Here is a 20,999-nt window from a genome sequence, read left to right as displayed (position 1 = left end):
GCGCCTCTTTCACCGGCGCTCGGGTGCTTGCCACCAGCCATGCATTCCTTGATGTGCGGCGACCGTCTCGATCCTCCGGTCTTCCAAATATATCGTGGTCCCCCCTTGCGCATCGAGATAGCGGCCGTCGGCCTTTAGCCATCGAGGGCGGCAGCTACGGGGCAGCCAACGATCCGCGATCACAATGTCGGAGCGTTCACACGCGGCAGCGAGAGCGCGCTCGTCGATCCGTTCGCGGCTGCGTGCAACCAGCAGATGCCAGACTTTGTCGGAGCGGCGCATAGGGATGCTGCAAAAGTCGGAACTACATCGCGCGCCCGGCCAATCGGCCATCGACCGAGGCAGCGCTTCGGCACCCGCCAGTTCGACGAGATTCTCCTGCGCGTAGGAGCCGGGCTTATTCCGGAGCACATACAGACTTCCGGCAGGATCGACAAAGCCGACATCCGCGCCGTCCCGCGCGATCAGCAGATCGGGGGCCGATGCCTGGCTAAGCAGTGCTGCCCCAAGCAGGGCAGGCGCAAGGCCCCATAACCGCCCCCTTCCTTTCCACAGGGCAAGCCATAGTCCGCCGGCAACGAAGAGGAGAACATTGAGAATACCGATATGAGGCATCAGCTTCACCGCGCCTGGCTGAGCCGCTGTCGTCCGGGCGATGGCAAGAAGCAGGTCGAGCGACTTGCCGACCAACCACCAGAATGGCGAACCCAGACCCACCAGGTCGAAGCACAGTGCGATTGCGATAAGCGGCATAGAGACAAATGTGACCAACGGGATCGCGATCACATTGGCAAAGGCCCCGTAAATGCCTGCACGGTGAAAATGAAAGAGCACGATGGGTGTGAGCGCAATTTCGATAACGAGACCAGTGATGAACAGCATCAGCACCCGGCGGCCGAGCCACCTGCCCCATTGCTCCTCGCGCGGGGCGAGGAATTCTCGCACCGGACTGGAATTGTGGAGCGCCACTATCGAGATGACTGCGGCGAAGCTCATCTGGAAGCTCGGCCCTACCAGGGTTTCTGGCCACAGCAAAAGAACCACGCCCGCAGCGACCGCCACCATCCGCATGGAAAGAGGCTGGCGCCCAAGTGCCAGCGCAATCAAGACCAGCACGGCGCCGACACAACTGCGAACGGTCGGGACCTGCGCTCCTGTCAGCAATGTATAACCGATGCCCGCACCGGCCCCAATGGCGGTCGCCACCAAAGGCAGACGGACCCTCAGCGTCAGCCAAGGCCATAATGCAAGCAGCTTCAAGGCTAGAACGTATGCAGCGGCGATAACTGCGCTGACGTGTAGACCGCTGATCGACAGGAGATGCGTCAATCCGGAGTCGCGCATAGCGATTTCGTCAGCTTCGCTGATGGCCCCGCGGTCCCCGCTGGCAAAAGCGGCCGCGATGCTGCCAGCAGATCCGCCCACATTTTCGCGAACATGCGCTGACAACCATCGCTGCACTCTTGCTATTTCGCCATCACCTCCACGTGGCGGTTCTACCAGCTCGATCTCGCCCACCAGAGAACCGGTGGCAGCATAGCCTTCGAACCAGGCACTACGCGCAAAGTCGTAGGCGCCTGGCAGCAGCGGAGGGGACGGCGGCATCAGGCGTGCCCGTAATCGTACCCGCGCACCTTCGTTGAAGGTGATCGAGTCGTCTTTTTCGGGTACGTTGACCCGCACCTTGATAGTTCGTCCGGCTTCGGGATCGCGGGTCGCCAGAACCAGCCTGATGCGATCCTCGGCCGGCTGCTCCTGACGCTCGAGAATGCGGCCATCGATCTTTATCATCGTGGGATGTGGAAGTGGCGTGGCCCCCACGACCTCAGATCGCGCCCAGATAACTACCAGGCCGACTGCAAAAGCCAGACCTATTCCTGTACCCGCAAGCCTTAGGTGAGCGCGACCCTCGTCACCTTTCCAGAGAGATTGAACTGAAAGAGATAGCAGAGCGGCTAGTGCAATCGCGCCAATCCATTGCCAAGGGTTTGCTAGGAGAAACCAGCTTCCAATTCCCGCAGCAAAGGCAACGATCAGCCAAGGCCCTCGATCGAAGCCGGAGGCCGCCAAAGATCCCTCGATCCACTCCGCAAATCTGGACATTGCGTCGCGCATACGCCAAGGGCGCTGCACTGCAGCATCGGCGGTGATATCCGCATCGCCAAGCGGAACCAGCGGCGTCCCCTGCGTCGCCATGCAAATACCTGAAAGGAAAGATGAAGGAATGGCAAGCGAAACCGGCAAACAGGTCGTAACACGGTTCGCTCCGTCACCAACCGGCTTCCTTCACATCGGCGGGGCGCGCACTGCGTTGTTCAACTGGCTTTACGCGCGTCATCATGGCGGCAAGGTTCTGCTGCGCATCGAAGATACCGACCGTAAGCGCAGCACACAGGACGCGATCGACAAGATCATCGAAGGACTCGATTGGCTTGGTCTCGATTTCGACGAGCCACCGGTTTTCCAGTCCGACCGTGCCGAGCGGCACGCCGAGGTAGCCAGGCAGCTCCTTGACGCAGGCCACGCGTACAAATGTTACGCCTCCCCCGAGGAACTCGAAGATATGCGTGCGCAACAACGCGCGAATAAACAGCCGATGCGTTATGACCGGCGTTGGCGCGACCGTGATGAAAGTGAAGCACCTCAGGGTGCTCCTTACGTCATACGCCTAAAGGTTCCCACCGAGGGCGAGACCGTCATTCACGACAAGGTCCAGGGCAAGGTGACCGTCAAAAACGCTGAAATCGACGACTATGTCCTTCTTCGGGCTGACGGTACGCCCACCTATATGCTCGCAGTAGTTGTCGATGATCACGATATGGGTGTCACCCATATCATTCGAGGTGACGATCATCTCAATAACGCTTTCCGCCAACTCCCCATTATTCGCGCGATGAACGAGATCGAAGGCGGATGGCCCGATCCAGTCTATGCCCATGCGCCGCTGATACACGGTGCCGATGGGGCGAAGCTATCCAAACGCCATGGCGCAGTGGGCGTCGAAGCCTATCGCGACGAAGAAGGCGTACTGCCCGAAGCGCTCTTCAACTACCTTCTACGCCTTGGTTGGGGTCACGGCGATCGTGAAGAAATCACTCGCGAAGAAGCTATCGAACTTTTCGACCTGGACGGTGTTGGAAAAAGCCCTTCCCGCTTCGACATAAAGAAGCTGCAAAATCTCAATAGTCATTATATCCGCGAGGCCGACGATGCACGGCTTGCATCATTGGTGGCGGGGAAACTTGGCGATACAGCCGAAGTTGCATTGCTTACCAAGGCCATGCCGGTTCTTAAAACACGCGCTAGAACCGTCAATGAACTAGTTGAAGGCGCGGCATTTCTTTTCAAGAGCCGGCCCTTGGAAATGACGGAGAAAGCCGCGGCGCTGCTCGATGACGAAGGTCGCGCGCGACTGGCTGGCCTGTCCGTTCGGCTCGCGAAGGAAAATCACTGGACAATCGAGGCACTCGAAGCCACTACGAAATCGTATGCCGAGGAGCTCGATCTGGGTCTTGGCAAGCTGGCGCAGCCCATGCGGGCGGCGCTGACGGGCACGACAACGTCGCCCGGAATTTTCGACGTACTGGTCCTGTTGGGCAAGGAAGAGTCGCTGGCGCGGATCGATGCGCAGGCCTCGCTCGCAGGCTAAGAATAAGACGAACCAAGGAGACACGCGTGGCCGACAAGCAGGCAACTCTCAATATCGGCGAACAAGTCCAGGACTTTCCTGTTTTGGAAGGAAGCGTCGGACCGGACGTCATCGATATCCGCAAACTGTACGGTACGACCGGCAAGTTCACGTATGATCCCGGCTACAAATCGACTGCCAGCTGTGAAAGTGCGCTTACCTATATCGATGGCGAGGAAGGGGTGCTCCTTCACCGCGGCTACCCTATCGGCCAGTTGGCCGAAAAATCCAGCTTTATGGAAGTCGCGTACCTACTGCTCAATGGCGAGCTGCCGCAGCAGGCCGAACTGGACGAATTCGACTATACGATCACTCGGCACACGATGCTGCATGACCAGCTGCGTCAGTTTTACCAAGGTTTTCGCAGAGACGCGCACCCCATGGCGATCATGTGCGGCGTAGTCGGTGCTTTGTCGGCTTTTTATCATGACAGCACCGACATTTCCGATCCCGAACACCGGAAGATCAGCAGCCACCGGCTGATCGCCAAGATGCCGACAATTGCGGCATGGGCCTACAAATATTCCATTGGCCAGCCTTTCATGCAGCCGGACAATAATCTCAGCTACACTGGCAATTTCCTGCGTATGACCTTTGGCGTCCCTGCAGAAGAATATGAGATTCACCCCGCGATCGAACGCGCGATGGATCGGATATTCATCCTTCATGCAGACCACGAACAGAACGCATCGACCTCGACCGTTCGCTTGGCGGGCTCTTCAGGCGCGAATCCTTTCGCCTGCATTGCTGCAGGCATCGCTTGTCTTTGGGGCCCGGCGCATGGCGGCGCGAACGAAGCGGCTCTGAATATGCTGCAGGAAATCGGATCGCCCGACAGGATCCCGCATTATATCGAGCGCGCCAAGGACAAGAACGACCCGTTCCGCCTGATGGGTTTCGGCCATCGTGTCTATAAGAACTACGATCCTCGGGCCACGGTGATGCAGCAGACTCTGCGTGAAGTCTTCGATGCGCTGAACGTGAACGACCCGGTATTCGAAACGGCACTCCAGCTTGAAGAGATCGCGCTCAACGACGATTACTTCAAGGAAAAGAAGCTCTTCCCGAACGTGGACTTCTATTCAGGCATCATCCTGAATTCGATCGGCTTCCCAACCACCATGTTCACCGCACTTTTCGCCCTCGCCCGTACCGTGGGCTGGGTTGCGCAGTGGAACGAGATGATCTCCGATCCCGGCCAGGTCATCGGTCGTCCGCGCCAGCTTTATACCGGTCCAACTCAGCGCGATTACGTAGCCATCGACCAACGCTGATGCTTCGCTTTACCCTCATGGTCTTCGGAATGGCATTTATGCTTTCCGGAGGCCTTTGGGCGTTGCAAGGATTGGGTATCGTCAGGTGGCCGAGCGACAGTTTCATGCTCGCCGAACGTAGTTGGGCTATCTATGGCGGCCTAACCTTCCTGCTGGGTGGCTTCCTGTTTTGGCGCGGTTCCCGAACGGCAGGCTAAATTGGCGAATAGTCCGGCCTAACTGTCGGCGAGTGGAACCGACAATGTGAAACGTGCCCCCTGCCCTGGCGCACTTTCTACCGTCAGGTCCCCGCCCATTGCCCTTGCAATTCGCCGCGAGATATAAAGGCCCAGACCCGATCCGCCATCTTCGCCACGACCGAGCCGTTCGAATTTTTCGAATACCTTTTCCTGTTGCTGCTCATCAAGGCCGTGGCCTTGGTCTGCAACAGTGATCATTGCTCGATTGCCGATTGAATCGAGACGGACCCAGATACGACTTTCCTTCGGCGAATATCGAATAGCGTTCCCTATCAGATTGAGCAGGACCTGTAGGACACGCCGAAACTCGGCAGTTGCCAACTGGCTTTCCCCTTCAGCCGGGGGATCGAGCATTATGCCGCGCTCCTTGGCCCGTACACCAAGGATTCCGCAGGCGCGACGCGCTACATCGCCAAGATCGATCCGGTCAGGTGCCGTTGCGAAATCCTCGGCCTCGACCACCTCCAGATCGGACAGGTCATCGATCAGCGCCAACAGGTGTTGGCCCGCACTGGCGATATCTGCTGCATAATCGCTGTATTCTTCCCTCAACGGGCCGGCGAGCCTGGTACGGATTGTTTCGGCATTGGCGATGATGCGATTGATCGGTTGTCGCAAAACCGGTGTCAAATCCCTCCCCAGAGAAGGCGTCGTCCCGTTTCCGCTGTCATTGTCGCTTGCAAGAGGCAGTGACGCACTGAGATGCAAAACGAAGCCTGCACTCCCGGGTTCTGGCTGGCCGAGAGGTTCGAGACATGCGGTCCAGTCGCGATCGGAGCCTGCAATCCGGCAAGTGGTTCCGTCCAGTAACCGCCAATGAACAGGTTGCTCGTGAACTTGAGTAGGCAGGATTACGAACTCGGTCCATGGGCGACCAGCGCCCTCACCCACGACTTTTGCAAATTCTACGAGGTCAGGCGCATCCGTTTCAATCGAGTACACGCGCTGAGAAGGGTCGAGGCGCATGGTGCATTCTGCCAGATGACGATGGATTTCTGTGCGGCGAAGCGAGGCTTCTGCCTCACTCTCCGGCGCAATTTCGTCTATATGCCAACTGGCTACAGCAATTTCGCACCCTTCCGCATCCCCCATGGGTGCTATGTCGACCCAAGCGGAAATTCGTTGCCGCCCATCGACGGCACGGAACTGGCGTGACAAGCGAAAGCCGTATTCCCGGGCTTTGCCTACCAAGGCGAGTAATTCCGGAATCGCTAACGTGCTGCCGACTTCACCACCGCAGTCACGATTCAGGACCGCAAGTGGTCCGTCGGCTTCCAGCAGTCGGTCCGCGGCATCGGTTTTACCCCGCGCGATGTAACGGGCCCCGACGTTAGTCATGACCGCCGTCCGAGCGCGTGAGCAGCATCAAGCAACATCCCACGTGCCTTGTCCTCGTCGATCTGCTCCAAACCGGCCAATGGGGCCGCCCCTGGGTGCAGGCGTAACAGGATTTCATCTATGCGCCGAGGTTCGAGTCCTGCCGCGCGCAGGCTCAACCCAAGGCGAACGGTCTGGCGCGCATGGCTCGACAGGATGGCCATTTCACGACTTTGTCCGGAATATATCGCCAGTGCGGTAAAAAACAGTCCGGCTCCCGCATCTTCCAGAGACAACGCAATCCTACCATCCGTACGGGCAAGCAGGCGCTCGAAAAGCGCAAGACGGGACGCACTCTCATCGAAGGAGTGACGCAATTTGGCTTCGGCTCGGTCGACCGAATCCCCACGCGCTTCGCCGCAATAGTTTCTCCATGCCAAGAGTAATTCGTGAAGCAGTTCGCCAGGCAGTTCGCCAAGGGAAAGTTCCATGCGCCGCTGCCCCTGGGCACAACGTGCCTGCGCGGCGAGTGCCGCCATGGCCACGCTCGATATCGCGGGATCGGGATCGGCTATCAATTGCTGCATCAGAGGTGAGAGCACCGGGTCAAGCCCCGAATCCGCTTCCAACCGATCCGTCAGCTGCCACTCCACCGCAAGCGCATGACAATGAGAGAGTAGCGGCTTGCATGCCTGAAAATGCTCCGCCAACGCTTCGCCATGCCGATCAGCGAAGGATTCACGACTTTGTTTACCGGTAGCCTCGGCTTGGATCCGGAGAACCTGGCGCGCGAGATCCGCAAGCATGCCGCGCACGCGCGCAACGATCTCGTCGCTAAACAGTGAATGGTCCGGAGCAGAGAGAAGGTGGCCGAGGATCGGCCCTATCCCTGCCAGCATGGAATCGCCCCGCGCCAATGCGGCGCTCAGATCGCTGTCCGACGAACGTTCGGTCTTATCCATGACGGGAACCCGTTCCATCACATACACGTAGCCCCGCAGTGGTTAATTCGCCGTTAGTCGTCACGAAAGGGCCTGAAGAAACGTGTCGCCAAGACAAGCAAGGCAATGGCTGCTGCCATCTCCGTCGAAAAGCCTGCAAAAGCCGCAGGAGCAATTAGTATCCCGAGCAATATTCGGTCCGCGTAAGTTGCTCGCCAAGGCTCGCTAGCGTGTCGTTCACCGAGCCGGAGCAGACCAATCAAGACCAGCGGAACGAAACCGCGCAGAAAACCGAGTTCTTCTGGAGCTGACAGAACCAGAAGCATGATGAATAACGGATCGATGAGGTAATCGACCGTCTTCCGCAGCAGATTAGGCTTACTTTTCGGACGACCGCGCGTCGCAATCCGCTCTACCACTCCGCCCATATGTGCGAACAATGCCGCAGCTGAGGTGAGGCCTATAGCGATGGCGGGATATCCGACGATGCCCAGGACAGTCGCGGCGAGCATGCAGGTGCCGGCGGCGATTACAGGTATCGGCTCTGCTGAACGACCGACTATATCCCGCGTGAGGCGAGCTCCTGCCCGTTCGGCAACGGCAAGGCCAGGTGCGCGGAATGCTATTCGCCTACGCTGTGAATCGATCCATCGCTTTTCACGCAAATCCAAAGCGGCCCTGTCGGCGTTGAGATGCCAACTGCCCTCAGTCAGTAAATTGCGATCCAGAGGTATGACCTGGCCACCTGTTTGCAGGGCAAGGCGCATCAACGCGCTCGGCAAATCTATATCGTCTGGCAGATCGGAAAGCTTTTCGACCAAGTAGCCGGGAATGAGCATTGTACCCGCCCAGGCAAATCCAAGATCTATTCTTTCATAACCGAGCGGCACGGCGATATCGGCGGGAAAAGCGAGAATACCCTTCTTTGAAAGTGCAGTCTTTACCGTCTCATCGTCAGGCAGAATTCCAGTGTCGATAACAAGCAGTTCGTCATCGGCCGTTACCATTCCAGCGAGACGTGAGGGCTGGCGAATGGCGCGGAATTTCAGCTCGGCACATTCCGCACGATGTTGGAGTTCGACGATCTCCCGCTCTACAGCGTCCACAAGGCAAACTACTCTCTCACACCCCATCAAGAGAGCCAGATCGAGCTGCCTTTCGACCACCATCGCCCCTGCGAAATTCGCAAAGGCAGGCCTTGGCGAACCGGGGCGCGGATCCCTGTCCAGCGTTGACAGCAAGGCTATGCGCATAGTCAGTCCTTCTGGTGCGACGCGATGGAAACCATAGGGTCCGGGCCGCTAACCTGCCAAGCACACAAGTGCAAATGCCCACCGAGACGACGCTGAATGGCAACGTGATCGTGGACGACCAAACGAATAAGAATTCGGGACAATCCGCCGGTCTCGAAGGTTAATGAGGGTTCCTGGTAACGAAGGATATGCTACATATGCAGCATGTCAAAGCGCTCCCACATTTCAGTCGTCGACGGCGAAAACAACGATTTCGACACTCCCCAAGCGACCGGGATCTCCGATGAACCAATTGTTGAGGATCCACAGCAGGACATTGGCGATGCCGGCGATGAATGGGTCGAGGATGACGTAACGCCAAGGGATCGGAACTGGATCAGTCCTTCGCTTGCCGCGCTCGCTATCGCAGGCTGGACGGTTTTCTATTGCTGGGCAAACTGGTCTGATATCATTGTCGGTGGGACTGCACGGCAATGGGTATCGTGGATCATCGAGTGGTCGGTTCCGACGCTTCTCATAGTCGCGTTGCTGATGCTCGTGACGCGCAACTCCACGCGCGAAGCCTTTCGCTATGGCAAGGTCGCACGCAGCCTGTCGGAAGAATCGGCATTGCTGGAAAGCCGCCTTGTGGTCATCAACCGCGAACTCAGCCTGGCGCGCGAGTTTCTCGCCAATCAATCACGCGATCTCGAGTATCTTGGGCGTAGTGCTTCGGAACGGATTTCCGAGCATGCCGAAAATCTCCAAGGGCTTATTCGCAACAACGGTGAACAGGTCGAGGCTATTCACGGCGCAAGTGCCGCTGCGCTTGAGAACATGGAGAAACTGCGGGACAACTTACCGGTCATTGCCAATTCCACGCGGGATGTATCCAATCGGATTGGTGGTGCTGGCCGTGTGGCTCAGGAACAGCTTGCTGCACTCGTTGGCGGTTTCGAGCGGCTGAACCAGTTCGGAGAGGCAAGTGAGCGCCAGGTCGGCTCCTTGCGCAAACGAGTCGATGAGGCCTTGGCTGCCTTCACGGATCAGGCCAACGAACTTGAAACGATCACCGCAGAACGGTTTGCCTCACTGGCAGAAGGCAGTGAAGCCGTTCGAAAGGATCTGCAGACCCATGAAATCGAAGCTCTTTCTTCGCTGCGTGCACGTAGCATCGCGCTACGAAGCGAACTGGCCGAAGCCCACGCTGTAGCGAGCGAGGAAGAGGAACAGGCCCTCGCCGCCATGCGCGCAAGGATCCAGGCGTTACGGGATGAAGCGGCAGAAGTGGCGCGCGGCGTTCGAGATGGTGAGGACGCCGCTATGAGTGCCTGGGGAAATCAGATCGAGGCGATGCAAGTACGACTCCAAAACGCTGTAGCGGAGATCAAGCAGATCGACGAGAGCGTCCTGGAAGCGGCAAATGCGAAGCTCAAGGCATTGTTTGACGAGGTAGCAAGTATCGATTCTCGTATTTCCGAGAGCAACCGACTCTTCGAGGTGGAGACACTCCGCCGGACCGAAAAACTCTCGGCAGCTCAGGACGGGATTGCTGCGACACTCGAAGATCGCATGGCAGCACTCGATAATGCGATATCGGAGCGACGCCAGCTGCAGAGAGAACAGATTGCAGCGTTGGTTGAGGATGGCGAAGCGCTCGGCGAACGTATCGATGCGCTTGGAGCGACTTTCAATACCATCGCGGCACAGGGTCATGAAGCTCGGGAAGTTCTCGCTGGCGGGATCGATGCGCTGGTTGGCCAGCTCCGCAGCAGTCGTGAAGCGCTGGACGGAACCGATCAGGAAATCGTCCGCCTTACGGATGCAAGTGTGCGTCTTCTCGAGCTGATCCAGGCGAGCGCGAAGCAAAGCGCGGAAAACTTGCCGAAGGCTATGGAAGCTTCCGAAGCGCGGTTGGCCGAGATAGAGCATCGGGCAAGCGGGATCCAATCGCTACTGGACCAAGCCCGCGTGACAGGCGAGACCCTCGGCGAGGGCATGGCCGTGATCGAGCAACGGACCCGCTCAGCAATGGAGGGATTCGACACCTTCCACCAGGATTTCGATGGCACTTCGGAGCGCCAGATCGAAAACGTCGAACGTTTGCGGTCCAGCCTCTCTGCGCTGGCTAGCGACAGCAGTGAATTTGCAGATCAGGTTCAGGGCGAATTGCGACAAGCTATCGCCAGTCTCGAGGAAAAGGCCAAAACCGCACTGGCTGCTATCGAGGACGAACAGGCAGGCCGGATAAATCGCATTGCCGATACGATAGGTTCCCGTAGCGCTGACCGGATTGAAAGGGCGTTGGCAGAGCGCACGGAAAGTGCGCTGGCCGAGCTCGATGAAGCTCGTGATCGTTCCAACCTGGCTACGCGCGAGATGACCCAGCATCTTCGCGAGCAACTGGGCCGCCTGAATGAGCTTACCGTCAATCTTGAATCGCGGATCGCCAGTGCCCGAGAGAGGGCCACCGATACGATCGACGGCGATTTCGCTCGCCGGGTTGCGCTCATTACGGAAAGTCTAAATTCCAGTTCCATCGATATCGCAAAGGTGCTTTCCAGCGAGGTAACCGATACAGCCTGGGCCAGCTATCTCCGCGGCGACCGCGGGATTTTCACACGGCGCGCCGTCCGCCTGCTGGATAATTCGGAAGCGCGCGAGATCGCGGAAATGTATGATAACGACAATGATTTCCGCGAACACGTGAACCGCTACATCCACGATTTCGAAGCGATGCTGCGCACGATGCTTTCAACGCGAGACGGTAACGCGGTGAGCGTGACGCTGCTTTCGAGCGATATGGGAAAACTCTATGTGGCGCTTGCGCAGGCGCTTGAGCGGTTGAGGCAGTAAGTCACCCGGCGGTGGGACCCCAGAAGATCAGGTCTTCAGCTCTTATCCAGCCAAAGGCATAGTTGAGCACATAGAGTGTGGTCAGCAGGACCGCGAGGCCGGTTGCGCGCTTCGCAAGAAGTCCGGGCCGGAAATTGGCAGGTGCGCTTTCAGCCTGACCGGGAACTTTGGCGATCCCGGCTTCATCGTGCGTCTCGACCCCGAACGGAAGCAGGACGAACGCGCTGACGACCCAGAACAGCGCGTAGATCGCTAGTATGGAGGTCCATTCCATCGGAAGCTCCATGATTATCAATCCAGTCCCTGCGTTGGCAGCAATACACGGACTTGCGGCCGCTTACCGGACCAGCGCTGGGCAGCCCGGCGCGCCGCGAGACGGGCTGCTTCATGAATGCTATCTCGCGACCTGCGCTCAGCCCCCTTCAATTTTCCAATAGCGTTGCGGATATCTTGAATCGCTTCGGTTACGAAGTCCTCGTAATCCTCGTCCAATGGCAAGCCCAGACTGTCGATCAAAGGATTCAGCTTGTCGTCAAGCGCTACGATCACGACACCCTCGTTCATGATCCGGCGACGCATGACTATGCTGTCGCCGTCTGCGGGTGCGATGATATCGCCGTCCAGAACGAGCCGCCCTGCCCTCACCTCCGCGATCTTGCCTGGCGCACCTGGTGCGAGGCGGACGATATCTCCATTCTGCTGGACCACCGCGTCGGGGATGCCGCTGGCCAGACCGACCCGCGCCTGCTCCTGCATGTGGCGCATCTCCCCATGTACCGGAATCAGGATATCGGGACGCAGCCAGCCATAAAGTGCCTCGAGCTCCGGACGCCCCGGGTGGCCAGAAACATGAATCATACTTTGCCGGTCTGTGACCATGGTCACACCCTTTGCAGCAAGCCGGTTCTGCACCGCGCCGATCGCAAGTTCGTTTCCGGGAATCTGGCGGCTTGAGAACAGGACTACGTCGCCCGGGACCAGTTCGATGGGATGGTTGTCTTCGGAGATACGCGATAGCGCCGCGCGCGGCTCGCCCTGTCCGCCAGTCGCAAGGATCAACACTTCACCGCGGGGCAGTCCCATGGCGGTGTCGAAATCTACCGGCTCGGGAAAGTCGCTGAGATAACCGTTTTCCTGCGCCACATCGATAATGCGATCCAGGGAACGACCGGCAATACAAAGTTGACGCCCCGTTTCCCGAGCGACTTCGCCAAGCGTGTGAAGACGGGCGACGTTGCTGGCGAAAGTCGTCACCAGCACGCGCTTGCCATGATGACGCTGAACCTCTTCCAGCAACCCCTTGAAAACCGCACCTTCGGATCCGCTGGGCGAGGGATTGAAGACATTGGTGCTGTCGCAGACCAGCGCCAGCACGCCCTCGTCACCGATCTCGCTAAGTTCTTGCTCGGTTGTGGGTTCGCCTATGATCGGATCTTCATCGAGCTTCCAGTCGCCGGTGTGAAATATCCGACCGTGCGGTGTGTCGATCAACAACGCGTTACCTTCTGCGATCGAATGGGCAAGCGGGATGTAGGTAACTTCGAACGGTCCGACGCGGAAACTGCCGTGATCCTCTTTGATGATATTAAGTTCGACCTGCCCTTCGAGACCGGCCTCTTCGAGTTTGCGCCGCACCAGTTCTGCGGTGAATGGCGTGGCATATATCGGCACGCCGAGGTCTGACGCGAAATAGGGCACCGCACCGATGTGATCTTCATGCGCGTGGGTCAGCACAATCGCCTCAAGGTCTTTCGCCCGATCCTCGATAAATTCCAGATCGGCGAATACCAGGTCGACTCCCGGATATTGCCCCCCGGAGAATGTCATGCCGAGATCGACCATCAGCCAGCGGCCCTGGCAGCCATAGAGATTCACATTCATGCCGATCTCACCCGAACCGCCAAGGGCAAGAAAAAGGAGTTCGTCTTCAGGGGTGTAATTTTTCTTCAAGAGGTTGCGCGCTCCGCAAGGATGGCTAGGCCGTCGAGTGTAAGATCGCTGTCGACGGCGTCGAAAAGGTCGGTATGTTCATCGAATAGCAGAGCAAGTCCACCGGTGGCCACGACCCGTGCCGGGCGCCCGATCTCACGCTTCATGCGTTCGACCAGCCCCTCGATCAGCGATACATAACCCCAAAATACGCCAATCAGCATCTGCTCTTCTGTATTGCGGCCAATCACGCTGTCCGATGTGGGTTTATCTATAGCTATGCGCGGCAGCTTCGCAGTGTTGCCCACAAGCGCGTCGAGCGACAGGTTGATACCTGGTGCAATGATACCGCCCTTATAGGCTCCATTGAAATCAACTGCGTCGAAGGTCGTCGCCGTGCCGAAATCCACCACGATCAAATCGCCTTCATACTTCTCATGCGCGGCGAGAGCGTTGAGCGCACGGTCCGCCCCGAGCGAACTGGGCTGTTCAATGTCGAGTTCGAAGCCCCACTCTGCCCCAGCCTGCCCTGCGATGATGGGATCGACGCCGAAATATTTCTGGGACAGTACCGTCAAATTGTGAATCGAGCGCGGGACTACCGAGCCGATGATGATATGTGTCACCTGATCGCGTGCGTAGCCTTCGAGTTTCAGCAACTGAAGTAGCCAGACTGCATATTCATCGCCGGTGCGGCGAGCATCGGTGGCGATGCGCCAGCGAGCCTTCACTTCCCGCCCATCGAACAAGGCGAAGACCACGTTGGTATTTCCGACATCGGCTGCGAGCAACATCGCTCAGCTCTCCTCGTTTGCGAGCATCACATCGCCTGCATGGATGACACGCTCTTCCCCGCCCGCCAAGAGCAGGCGCAGCATGCCGTCCCCGGTCAAGCCTCCGAATGCGCCGATAATCGGTTTCTCGCCGGGCGGATGCACATTGAGCTGTGTACCGCGAGGATGCGCTGCGCTTTCCCAACGGCGAACCAGAGAATCGAGACCAAATGCGCGCCAACGTTCGAGCTCGCGGTCAAAGCTGGTGGCAAGCGAAAGAGCGAATGCATCCCGGTCCGGAGCCGGACCATATGAAGAGAGCGCCACCGTCCGCCTGTCCGGCAAATCCGGGGCTGCGGCGAGATTTACTCCGATACCTACCACAACTGCGTCACCCTCGCGCTCGAGCAGAATACCGGCGAGCTTCGCTCCCGCCAGCATGAGATCGTTGGGCCATTTGAGCGACAGGCCACTAGGGTTGGCTACAAGCGGTACAACCACTTCATATAATGCCACTCCAGCTAGTAACGCGAGGGTTGCTGGCGGCGGGTCGCGATCATGTGGTCGAACCACGGTAGACCCCATGAAATTACCATGTCCGTCGAACCATGCCCGACCCAGACGCCCGCGCCCGGCGGTCTGACGATCGGCGACTAGCCAAGCCCCCTCGGCAACGGCCTCACCGGCACGCAGTGCAGCAGCGAGGTCGGCGTTGGTGCTACCGGTTTCAGGGACCGTGTGGATCAAGCCGCGTAGAACAGCGCCTGCGCTGCCAGATCTGCCAGATTGCCCAACCACGGTGTCAGCAAATAGCCAAGTGGCGAGATCACCAGCACGCTGAGACCCAGAACCACCCAATGCGATACCGGAGCCTTTGCCGGACCAGCAACCTTCGGCTCGTCGAAGAACATCACCTTGACGAACTTGATATAATAGAAAGCGCCGATCACACTGGCGGCGATACCGATAGCCGCCAGAGCTACCATATCTGCCTGTACGGCGGCCTGGAACACGACGAACTTGCCCCAGAAGCCGAACAACGGCGGGATACCGGCCAAGCTGAACATCATTGCAAGGAGACACCATGCCAATGCCGGGCTGGTAGTCGAAAGTCCTGAAATGTCGTCGAAGGTAGCGAGCGCCTTACCATCAGCATCACGCAGCATCAGCAGCGCAACGAAGCTCCCAAGGGTCATGAAGACGTAAATGAAGAGGTAGACCAGCACGGCCGACATACCTTCCGGTGTAGCTGCGGCAAGCCCGATGAGGATAAAGCCCACGTTGTTGATCGATGAATAGGCAAGCAACCGCTTGAGGTTCTGCTGGCCAATCGCGCCCAGAGCACCGACCACGATGGAAGCAAGCGCTGCAAAGATGACGATTTGCTGCCACGCCTCGACCTGACCACCGAAAGGGCCGGTGGCCATGCGGACCAGCATCGCTACGGCTGCCACCTTGGGCGCGCTGGCAAAAAAGGCCGTAACCGGCGTGGGCGCACCTTCGTAAACGTCGGGCGTCCACATATGGAATGGCACGGCAGAAATCTTGAAGGCGAGACCCGCGAGCACGAAAACCACGCCAAACATCGCTCCGGTCGGGAAGTCCGACGAAAACGCTGCCCGGATACCCTCGTAATTGGTGGTACCGGAGAAGCCATAAACCAGGCTTACACCGTAAAGAATGATACCTGATGCCAGTGCGCCCAGGACAAAATACTTGAGACCTGCCTCGCTCGACCGATCATCGCGCCGCGCGAAGCTCGCGAGGACATAAGAAGACAGGCTCGACATCTCGAGACCGATGTAGAGGGTCATCAGGTCGGTAGCTGAAACCATCATGCCCATCCCGACCGCGTTGAACAGCATCAGCACGGGATATTCGCCGCGATATTCGCCACGCGCATCGAAATAGCGCGGAGCGACGATAAGGCAGGCGATGGTCGCGACATAAACGAGGCTCTTGGCGAAAACCGCAAAGCCGTCGGCCAGGAACAGACCGCCAAACGCGCTCCCCGCCACCCCGTCATCGAACAACGAAAAGTTGAAAGACAGAGCGCCGAATAGCGCAGCGACAGCGGCAATGGTAATAGCGCGGGCGGCCTTTTCACCGGTCCATGCTGTAACCAGCAGCAGCACGAGCCCAGCGAGCGACAGACCGATTTCGGCGCCGGTAAGGTATAGAGAGGTAGAGTAGGACATTAGTGCTCTCCCTCCCCTTCATGGCTTGGCTCTACGTAATTTGCCGCCTGCGTGCGAGGCGCGCCTACTTCAAGCGCGCTGTCATAACGTGGAGCTACACTGGCAAGACGGGTTTCAAGAGCGGCAATATCCTGACGCATGGGGGCTAGGAAGCTTTCCGGATAGATGCCCATCCACAGCACGGCGGCCGCGATCGGAGCAAGCATAGCCCATTCTCGGGCGTTTAGATCGGGCATTGCGGCGGCATCGGCGTTCTTCTGCAGGCCGAATGCGACGCGGCGGTAGAGATACAGCATATACCCTGCACCCAGGATAATCCCGGTGGTGCAAACCAGCGTGACAAAGGTCGAGACTTCGTAAATGCCGGCCAGTGCCAGGAACTCGCCGACGAAGTTGCTCGTCCCAGGAAGACCGATCGAGGCCATGGTGAAGAGCAGAAAGAACAGAGCGTATTTAGGCATATTGATGCTGAGGCCGCCATAACGCGCGATCTCACGCGTGTGCAGCCGGTCGTAAATTACACCGACACAAAGGAACAGCGCACCGGAGACAAGGCCGTGTCCCAGCATTACCATCATTGCGCCTTCGAGACCTTGTACGTTGAAGGCGAACAGACCCACCGTCACGATCGCCATGTGGGCGACCGACGAATAGGCGATCAGCTTCTTCATGTCTTCCTGCACCAGCGCGACAAGGGAGGTGTAAATAACCGCCACCATGGACAGGGCGAAGATCACCCACGCCAGGTCAGCACTTGCATCGGGGAACATGGGCAGGCTGAAGCGGATGAAACCATAACCACCGAGTTTCAGCAGGACGCCGGCAAGGATCACGGAACCTGCAGTCGGCGCCTGCACGTGCGCGTCGGGCAACCAGGTGTGTACCGGCCACATCGGCATCTTCACCGCAAAACTGGCAAAGAAGGCAAGCCACAGCCACAGCTGGGCATCGACCGGAAAATCGTACTGCATCAAAGCGGGAATTTCGGTCGTCCCCGCCTCGTTCACCATCCAAAGCATGGCGATCAGCATCAGCACCGAGCCGAGTAGCGTGTAGAGGAAGAACTTATACGAGGCGTAGATCCGGTTATCGCCGCCCCACACGCCGATGATCAGGTACATCGGGATGAGGCCAGCCTCGAAGAAGATGTAGAACAGGAAAAGGTCCTGGGCGGCGAAAACGCCGATCATCAGCACTTCCATCAGCAGAAAGGCTGCCATGTATTCGCCGACGCGCTTGGTAATCGAATCCCAGCTGGCAAGGATGCAGATTGGCATCAGGAAAACACTGAGCATAATCAGCATCAACGCGATGCCGTCGATGCCGAGTGCATACTGGAAGCCTGCGAAGATCTGCGCACGTTCGGTAAACTGCCACTGCGCACCACCGATGTCGTAGTTGAGCCACAGCAGAACACCCAGCGCGAGGTCGATCAACGTCGCTAGCAACGCGGCCATGCGCGCCGTCGAGGCGTTCACAAACAGACAGGCGATGGCCGCAACAAGCGGCACGGCGAGCATGAGCGAGAGGATGGGGAACTCCATCAGAACAGCACCCAGGTGATCGCGGCGACAAGCCCGAGCAGCATCACCAGCGCATAGCTATAAAGATATCCGGTCTGGAAGCGCTTGGCGCCGACCGAGCCCTTTTCGACGACCCAGGCAACGCCATTGGGGCCGAAGCGATCGATCGTGCCGATGTCGCCGAGCTTCCAGAACTGGCGGCCCAGCCAGAAGGCGGGGATCACGAAAAGATAATGGTAGAGCTCGTCGAAATACCACTTGTTGTAAAAGAAGCGGTAAACCGGGCCGAGCTGTTCGGCTGCTTTGCCAGGGATCGAGGTGTCCTTGATGTAAGCAAGCCATGCGGCAAGCAGACCAAGAAGCATCACGACAGTCGCCGTCAGCTTCACCCATGTCGGCACCGCATGGAGGCCGTGGATGAGGTTCTCGTTAAAATAGATGGAACCGGCCCAGAACGCTCCGTTCACAGCACCCGAAGAGCCGTCGATGAAAGCATCCCTGAACACATAACCGGCGAGCACCGCACCAATCGACAGCACACCCAGCGGGATCAGCATTGAGATCGGGCTTTCATGCGGATGATAGCCTGCAGTCCCCGCCTCGTAGTTTGGCGAAGGCACGGCGTGTGTTACGTCCTCGCCAGCATCTTCCTGCTTGGGCGCATTATGCTCGTCCGGCTCGTCATGCCCGTCGTGGACCGCGTGCTGGATATGATGGCTGTCTGCCCAACGCGGCTTGCCCCAGAAGGTAAGGAACATGAGGCGCCAGCTGTAGAAACTGGTCAGCAGCGCGGCGAGCGCTCCCATCCAGAAGGCGAAGTTGCCAAGCTCGGTCCCGCGCGCAAACGCCGCTTCGAGAATGGCGTCTTTCGAATAGAAGCCGGCAAAGCCGAACACGTAGAGGACCCCGACCCCGGTGATCGCCAGCGTACCGGCCATCATCGCCCAGAAGGTTAGCGGAATTTCCTTACGAAGACCGCCATAATAGCGCATGTCCTGCTCGTGGTGCATCGCATGGATTACCGAGCCGGCGCCCAGGAACAGCAGCGCCTTGAAGAAGGCGTGCGTGAACAGGTGGAACATCGCCGCCCCGTATGCGCCCACGCCGGCGGCGAAGAACATGTAACCCAGCTGCGAACAGGTGGAGTAAGCGATGACACGCTTGATGTCCCACTGCGTCGTACCGACGGTTGCGGCGAAAATACAGGTAGCGGCGCCGATGAAGGTCACCATGGCGAGCGCAACCGGCGCGGTCTCGAACATGGGAGACAGACGGCAGACCATGAACACACCTGCGGTAACCATGGTCGCGGCGTGGATCAGCGCGGAGACCGGGGTCGGACCCTCCATCGCGTCGGGGAGCCATGTGTGCAGGCCGAGCTGTGCCGATTTGCCCATCGCGCCGATGAAGAGGAGGATGCAGAGCACATCCATCGTCTGCACCCGGAGACCGAGGAAGCCGATTGTCGCTCCGCTCATTCCCGGCGCGGCAGCGAGGATTTCAGGGATCGAGACGGTCCCGAATACCCAGAAAGTCCCGAATATACCCATCATGAAGCCAAGGTCGCCAACGCGGTTGACTACGAAGGCCTTGATTGCAGCGGCGTTAGCGCTCGGTTTCTTGAACCAGAAACCGATCAGCAAATAGCTGGCGAGACCCACGCCTTCCCAACCGAAGAACATCTGCACGAGGTTATCGGCCGTCACCAGCATCAGCATGGCGAAGGTGAAAAGCGAGAGATAGGCGAAGAACCTGGGCTGGCCCGGGTCTTCCTCCATATAGCCCCAGCTATAGAGGTGGACGAGCGCCGAGACGGTAGTGATGACCACCAGCATTACCGCAGTCAAAGTATCAACCCGTAGCGCCCAGTCGAAGGACAGCGCTCCCGATTGTACCCACGTCAGAACCGGAACGACATCAGCCTCTGCGCTGCCATTTACGAACCCCAGAAAAATCGGCCAGCTCAAGGCGCAGGCGACAAACAGCGAACCGGTCGTGATCGCTTTCGCGAAAACGCTCGGCGCGCCCTTGTTGACGAGACCCGCCACGATCGCGGCGAGCAGCGGCAGAAAGACGATGAGGAGAATGGAGGTCTGCACGGATGCTTATCCCTTCATCCGGTTGGCATCGTCGACTGCGATCGTGCCGCGGCCACGGAAGTAGATGACGAGGATCGCAAGTCCGATCGCCGCTTCACCCGCGGCAACGGTCAGTACGAACATGGCAAAGACTTGCCCCACCAGATCGCCGAGGAAGGCACTGAACGCCACGAGGTTGATATTCACCGCCAGCAGAATGAGTTCGATGGCCATCAGGATAACAATGATGTTCTTCCGGTTGAGGAAGATACCGAGAACGCCCAGTACGAACAGGATCGCACTGACGATGACATAGTGTTCGATACCGATCACAGTTCGACCCCCTTACCGACGGTGGGCTGCTTCATTTGCGTCGCTTCATCTGGATTGCGGCGGTTCTGCTTGCCGATATCCTGATGACCGCGCTTGGTCTTGGGCGGTCGGTGCGTCAACACGATCGCACCGATCATCGCGACCAGCAGGATGAGGCCCGCTGCTTCGAACAGGAAAAGGTATTTGGTGTAGAGCAGTGCACCGATCGCGCCCGTATTGCTTTCCAGCATGGCAGGTGCGTCACTCGCCATCGGAGTGCCGAGTTCGATCGCGCCAACCTGATAGGCACCGATGCCCAGCACCAGTTCGGCAAGCAACACCAGAGCGATAACGATACCAAGCGGGAAGTTTCTTACGAACCCAGCGCGCAATTCGGCCACATCGATGTCGAGCATCATGACCACGAAGAGGAACAGCACCGCGACAGCGCCAACATAGACGATGACAAGCAGCATCGCGATGAATTCCGCGCCCACCAGCACCATGAGGCCGGCCGCGTTGAAGAATGCAAGGATGAGCCACAGCACCGAGTGCACGGGATTGCGTGCCGTGATCACCATCACGGCCGATGCAATGACGAGCACCGCAAACATGTAAAAGGCGATAGTCTGTATCATG

At 58.5% G+C, this 20,999-nt stretch carries 18 protein-coding genes; 5 read left to right on the top strand and 13 right to left on the bottom strand.

Features of this window, described 5'->3' with window-relative positions; translation table 11 throughout:
- Positions 1-9: 9 nt before the first annotated feature.
- On the bottom strand, positions 10-2,196 hold the full coding sequence (locus tag K3180_RS08640) for a ComEC/Rec2 family competence protein (protein WP_221539986.1): 2,187 nt from the start codon (positions 2,194-2,196) through the stop codon (positions 10-12).
- 28 nt (positions 2,197-2,224) lie between these two features.
- On the opposite strand from K3180_RS08640, the gene gltX reads away from it, so the two are divergent.
- The 3 genes from gltX to K3180_RS08625 are packed head-to-tail and all read left to right on the top strand — an operon-like array spanning position 2,225 to position 5,159.
- The gene (gltX, locus tag K3180_RS08635) at positions 2,225-3,649 is read left to right on the top strand and encodes a glutamate--tRNA ligase (RefSeq protein WP_221539984.1); all 1,425 of its coding nucleotides are present in this window, start codon (positions 2,225-2,227) and stop codon (positions 3,647-3,649) included.
- A gap of 26 nt (positions 3,650-3,675) precedes the next feature.
- A complete protein-coding gene (locus K3180_RS08630) occupies positions 3,676-4,962 on the top strand; it encodes a citrate synthase (RefSeq protein WP_221539982.1) in 1,287 nt (428 codons plus the stop codon).
- A complete protein-coding gene (locus K3180_RS08625; RefSeq protein WP_247710429.1) occupies positions 4,962-5,159 on the top strand; it encodes a hypothetical protein in 198 nt (65 codons plus the stop codon). The genes K3180_RS08630 and K3180_RS08625 overlap by 1 nt, the downstream gene beginning before the upstream one ends.
- 18 nt (positions 5,160-5,177) lie before the next feature.
- Here K3180_RS08625 and K3180_RS13005 read toward each other — a convergent pair whose 3' ends face one another.
- Entirely contained in the window at positions 5,178-5,819 is a 642-nt protein-coding gene (locus K3180_RS13005; RefSeq protein ID WP_345719453.1) for a sensor histidine kinase, read from the bottom strand.
- A gap of 198 nt (positions 5,820-6,017) precedes the next feature.
- Here K3180_RS13005 and K3180_RS13000 point away from each other — a divergent pair, with 198 nt between their 5' ends.
- Positions 6,018-6,356 carry a hypothetical protein gene (locus tag K3180_RS13000; RefSeq protein ID WP_345719452.1) on the top strand — a complete coding sequence of 113 codons (339 nt, stop codon included), beginning with the start codon at positions 6,018-6,020 and terminating at the stop codon, positions 6,354-6,356.
- Positions 6,357-6,535: 179 nt separating this feature from the next.
- Here K3180_RS13000 and K3180_RS08615 read toward each other — a convergent pair whose 3' ends face one another.
- A complete protein-coding gene (locus tag K3180_RS08615) occupies positions 6,536-7,480 on the bottom strand; it encodes a hypothetical protein (RefSeq protein WP_221539979.1) in 945 nt (314 codons plus the stop codon).
- Positions 7,481-7,533: 53 nt separating this feature from the next.
- Positions 7,534-8,712 carry a hypothetical protein gene (locus K3180_RS08610; RefSeq protein WP_221539977.1) on the bottom strand — a complete coding sequence of 393 codons (1,179 nt, stop codon included), beginning with the start codon at positions 8,710-8,712 and terminating at the stop codon, positions 7,534-7,536.
- Between the two features lie 204 nt (positions 8,713-8,916).
- Here K3180_RS08610 and K3180_RS08605 point away from each other — a divergent pair, with 204 nt between their 5' ends.
- On the top strand, positions 8,917-11,547 hold the full coding sequence (locus K3180_RS08605; RefSeq protein ID WP_221539974.1) for a coiled-coil domain-containing protein: 2,631 nt from the start codon (positions 8,917-8,919) through the stop codon (positions 11,545-11,547).
- A gap of 1 nt (position 11,548) precedes the next feature.
- Here K3180_RS08605 and K3180_RS08600 read toward each other — a convergent pair whose 3' ends face one another.
- Genes K3180_RS08600 through K3180_RS08560 form a run of 9 tightly spaced genes read right to left on the bottom strand, consistent with a single transcriptional unit; the run spans position 11,549 to position 20,998 of the window.
- On the bottom strand, positions 11,549-11,821 hold the full coding sequence (locus tag K3180_RS08600; RefSeq protein ID WP_221539972.1) for a DUF1467 family protein: 273 nt from the start codon (positions 11,819-11,821) through the stop codon (positions 11,549-11,551).
- A 17-nt stretch (positions 11,822-11,838) separates the two neighbouring features.
- Positions 11,839-13,497 carry a ribonuclease J gene (locus K3180_RS08595; protein WP_221539970.1) on the bottom strand — a complete coding sequence of 553 codons (1,659 nt, stop codon included), beginning with the start codon at positions 13,495-13,497 and terminating at the stop codon, positions 11,839-11,841.
- Positions 13,494-14,270: a type III pantothenate kinase gene (locus tag K3180_RS08590; protein WP_221539968.1), complete on the bottom strand. Its 777-nt coding sequence runs from the start codon at positions 14,268-14,270 to the stop codon at positions 13,494-13,496. The genes K3180_RS08595 and K3180_RS08590 overlap by 4 nt, the downstream gene beginning before the upstream one ends.
- Before the next feature lie 3 nt (positions 14,271-14,273).
- The gene (locus K3180_RS08585; protein WP_221539966.1) at positions 14,274-14,996 is read right to left on the bottom strand and encodes a biotin--[acetyl-CoA-carboxylase] ligase; all 723 of its coding nucleotides are present in this window, start codon (positions 14,994-14,996) and stop codon (positions 14,274-14,276) included.
- Positions 14,993-16,447, bottom strand: coding sequence for an NADH-quinone oxidoreductase subunit NuoN (gene nuoN, locus K3180_RS08580; protein WP_221539964.1), 1,455 nt, complete (start codon positions 16,445-16,447; stop codon positions 14,993-14,995). Before nuoN ends, K3180_RS08585 begins: the two co-directional genes overlap by 4 nt.
- The gene (locus K3180_RS08575) at positions 16,447-17,991 is read right to left on the bottom strand and encodes an NADH-quinone oxidoreductase subunit M (protein ID WP_221539961.1); all 1,545 of its coding nucleotides are present in this window, start codon (positions 17,989-17,991) and stop codon (positions 16,447-16,449) included. The genes nuoN and K3180_RS08575 overlap by 1 nt, the downstream gene beginning before the upstream one ends.
- Positions 17,991-20,069 (bottom strand): NADH-quinone oxidoreductase subunit L, encoded by a 2,079-nt coding sequence (gene nuoL / locus K3180_RS08570; RefSeq protein ID WP_221539959.1) that lies wholly within the window; start codon positions 20,067-20,069, stop codon positions 17,991-17,993. Before nuoL ends, K3180_RS08575 begins: the two co-directional genes overlap by 1 nt.
- A 6-nt stretch (positions 20,070-20,075) precedes the next feature.
- Positions 20,076-20,381, bottom strand: a complete 306-nt coding sequence (nuoK, locus tag K3180_RS08565) for an NADH-quinone oxidoreductase subunit NuoK (RefSeq protein ID WP_221539957.1) — start codon at positions 20,379-20,381, stop codon at positions 20,076-20,078.
- Positions 20,378-20,998: an NADH-quinone oxidoreductase subunit J gene (locus K3180_RS08560; RefSeq protein ID WP_221539954.1), complete on the bottom strand. Its 621-nt coding sequence runs from the start codon at positions 20,996-20,998 to the stop codon at positions 20,378-20,380. The genes nuoK and K3180_RS08560 overlap by 4 nt, the downstream gene beginning before the upstream one ends.
- Position 20,999: the final 1 nt, after the last annotated feature.

This window comes from Qipengyuania huizhouensis, assembly GCF_019711635.1.
GTDB classification, from domain to species: domain Bacteria; phylum Pseudomonadota; class Alphaproteobacteria; order Sphingomonadales; family Sphingomonadaceae; genus Qipengyuania; species Qipengyuania huizhouensis.
The sequence above is the reverse complement of the archived record's forward strand: the minus strand, read 5'-3'. Positions and strand labels throughout refer to the sequence as shown.

What these genes read in the sequence shown, in the direction of transcription:
- K3180_RS08640 (WP_221539986.1), bottom strand. Translation starts at nt 2,196, where the DNA reads ATGGCGACGCAGGGGACGCCGCTGGTTCCGCTTGGCGATGCGGATATC.
- gltX (WP_221539984.1), top strand. Translation starts at nt 2,225, where the DNA reads ATGGCAAGCGAAACCGGCAAACAGGTCGTAACACGGTTCGCTCCGTCA.
- K3180_RS08625 (WP_247710429.1), top strand. Translation starts at nt 4,962, where the DNA reads ATGCTTCGCTTTACCCTCATGGTCTTCGGAATGGCATTTATGCTTTCC.
- K3180_RS13000 (WP_345719452.1), top strand. Translation starts at nt 6,018, where the DNA reads ATGAACAGGTTGCTCGTGAACTTGAGTAGGCAGGATTACGAACTCGGT.
- K3180_RS08615 (WP_221539979.1), bottom strand. Translation starts at nt 7,480, where the DNA reads ATGGATAAGACCGAACGTTCGTCGGACAGCGATCTGAGCGCCGCATTG.
- K3180_RS08610 (WP_221539977.1), bottom strand. Translation starts at nt 8,712, where the DNA reads ATGCGCATAGCCTTGCTGTCAACGCTGGACAGGGATCCGCGCCCCGGT.
- K3180_RS08605 (WP_221539974.1), top strand. Translation starts at nt 8,917, where the DNA reads ATGTCAAAGCGCTCCCACATTTCAGTCGTCGACGGCGAAAACAACGAT.
- K3180_RS08600 (WP_221539972.1), bottom strand. Translation starts at nt 11,821, where the DNA reads ATGGAATGGACCTCCATACTAGCGATCTACGCGCTGTTCTGGGTCGTC.
- K3180_RS08590 (WP_221539968.1), bottom strand. Translation starts at nt 14,270, where the DNA reads ATGTTGCTCGCAGCCGATGTCGGAAATACCAACGTGGTCTTCGCCTTG.
- nuoN (WP_221539964.1), bottom strand. Translation starts at nt 16,447, where the DNA reads ATGTCCTACTCTACCTCTCTATACCTTACCGGCGCCGAAATCGGTCTG.
- K3180_RS08575 (WP_221539961.1), bottom strand. Translation starts at nt 17,991, where the DNA reads ATGGAGTTCCCCATCCTCTCGCTCATGCTCGCCGTGCCGCTTGTTGCG.
- K3180_RS08560 (WP_221539954.1), bottom strand. Translation starts at nt 20,998, where the DNA reads ATGATACAGACTATCGCCTTTTACATGTTTGCGGTGCTCGTCATTGCA.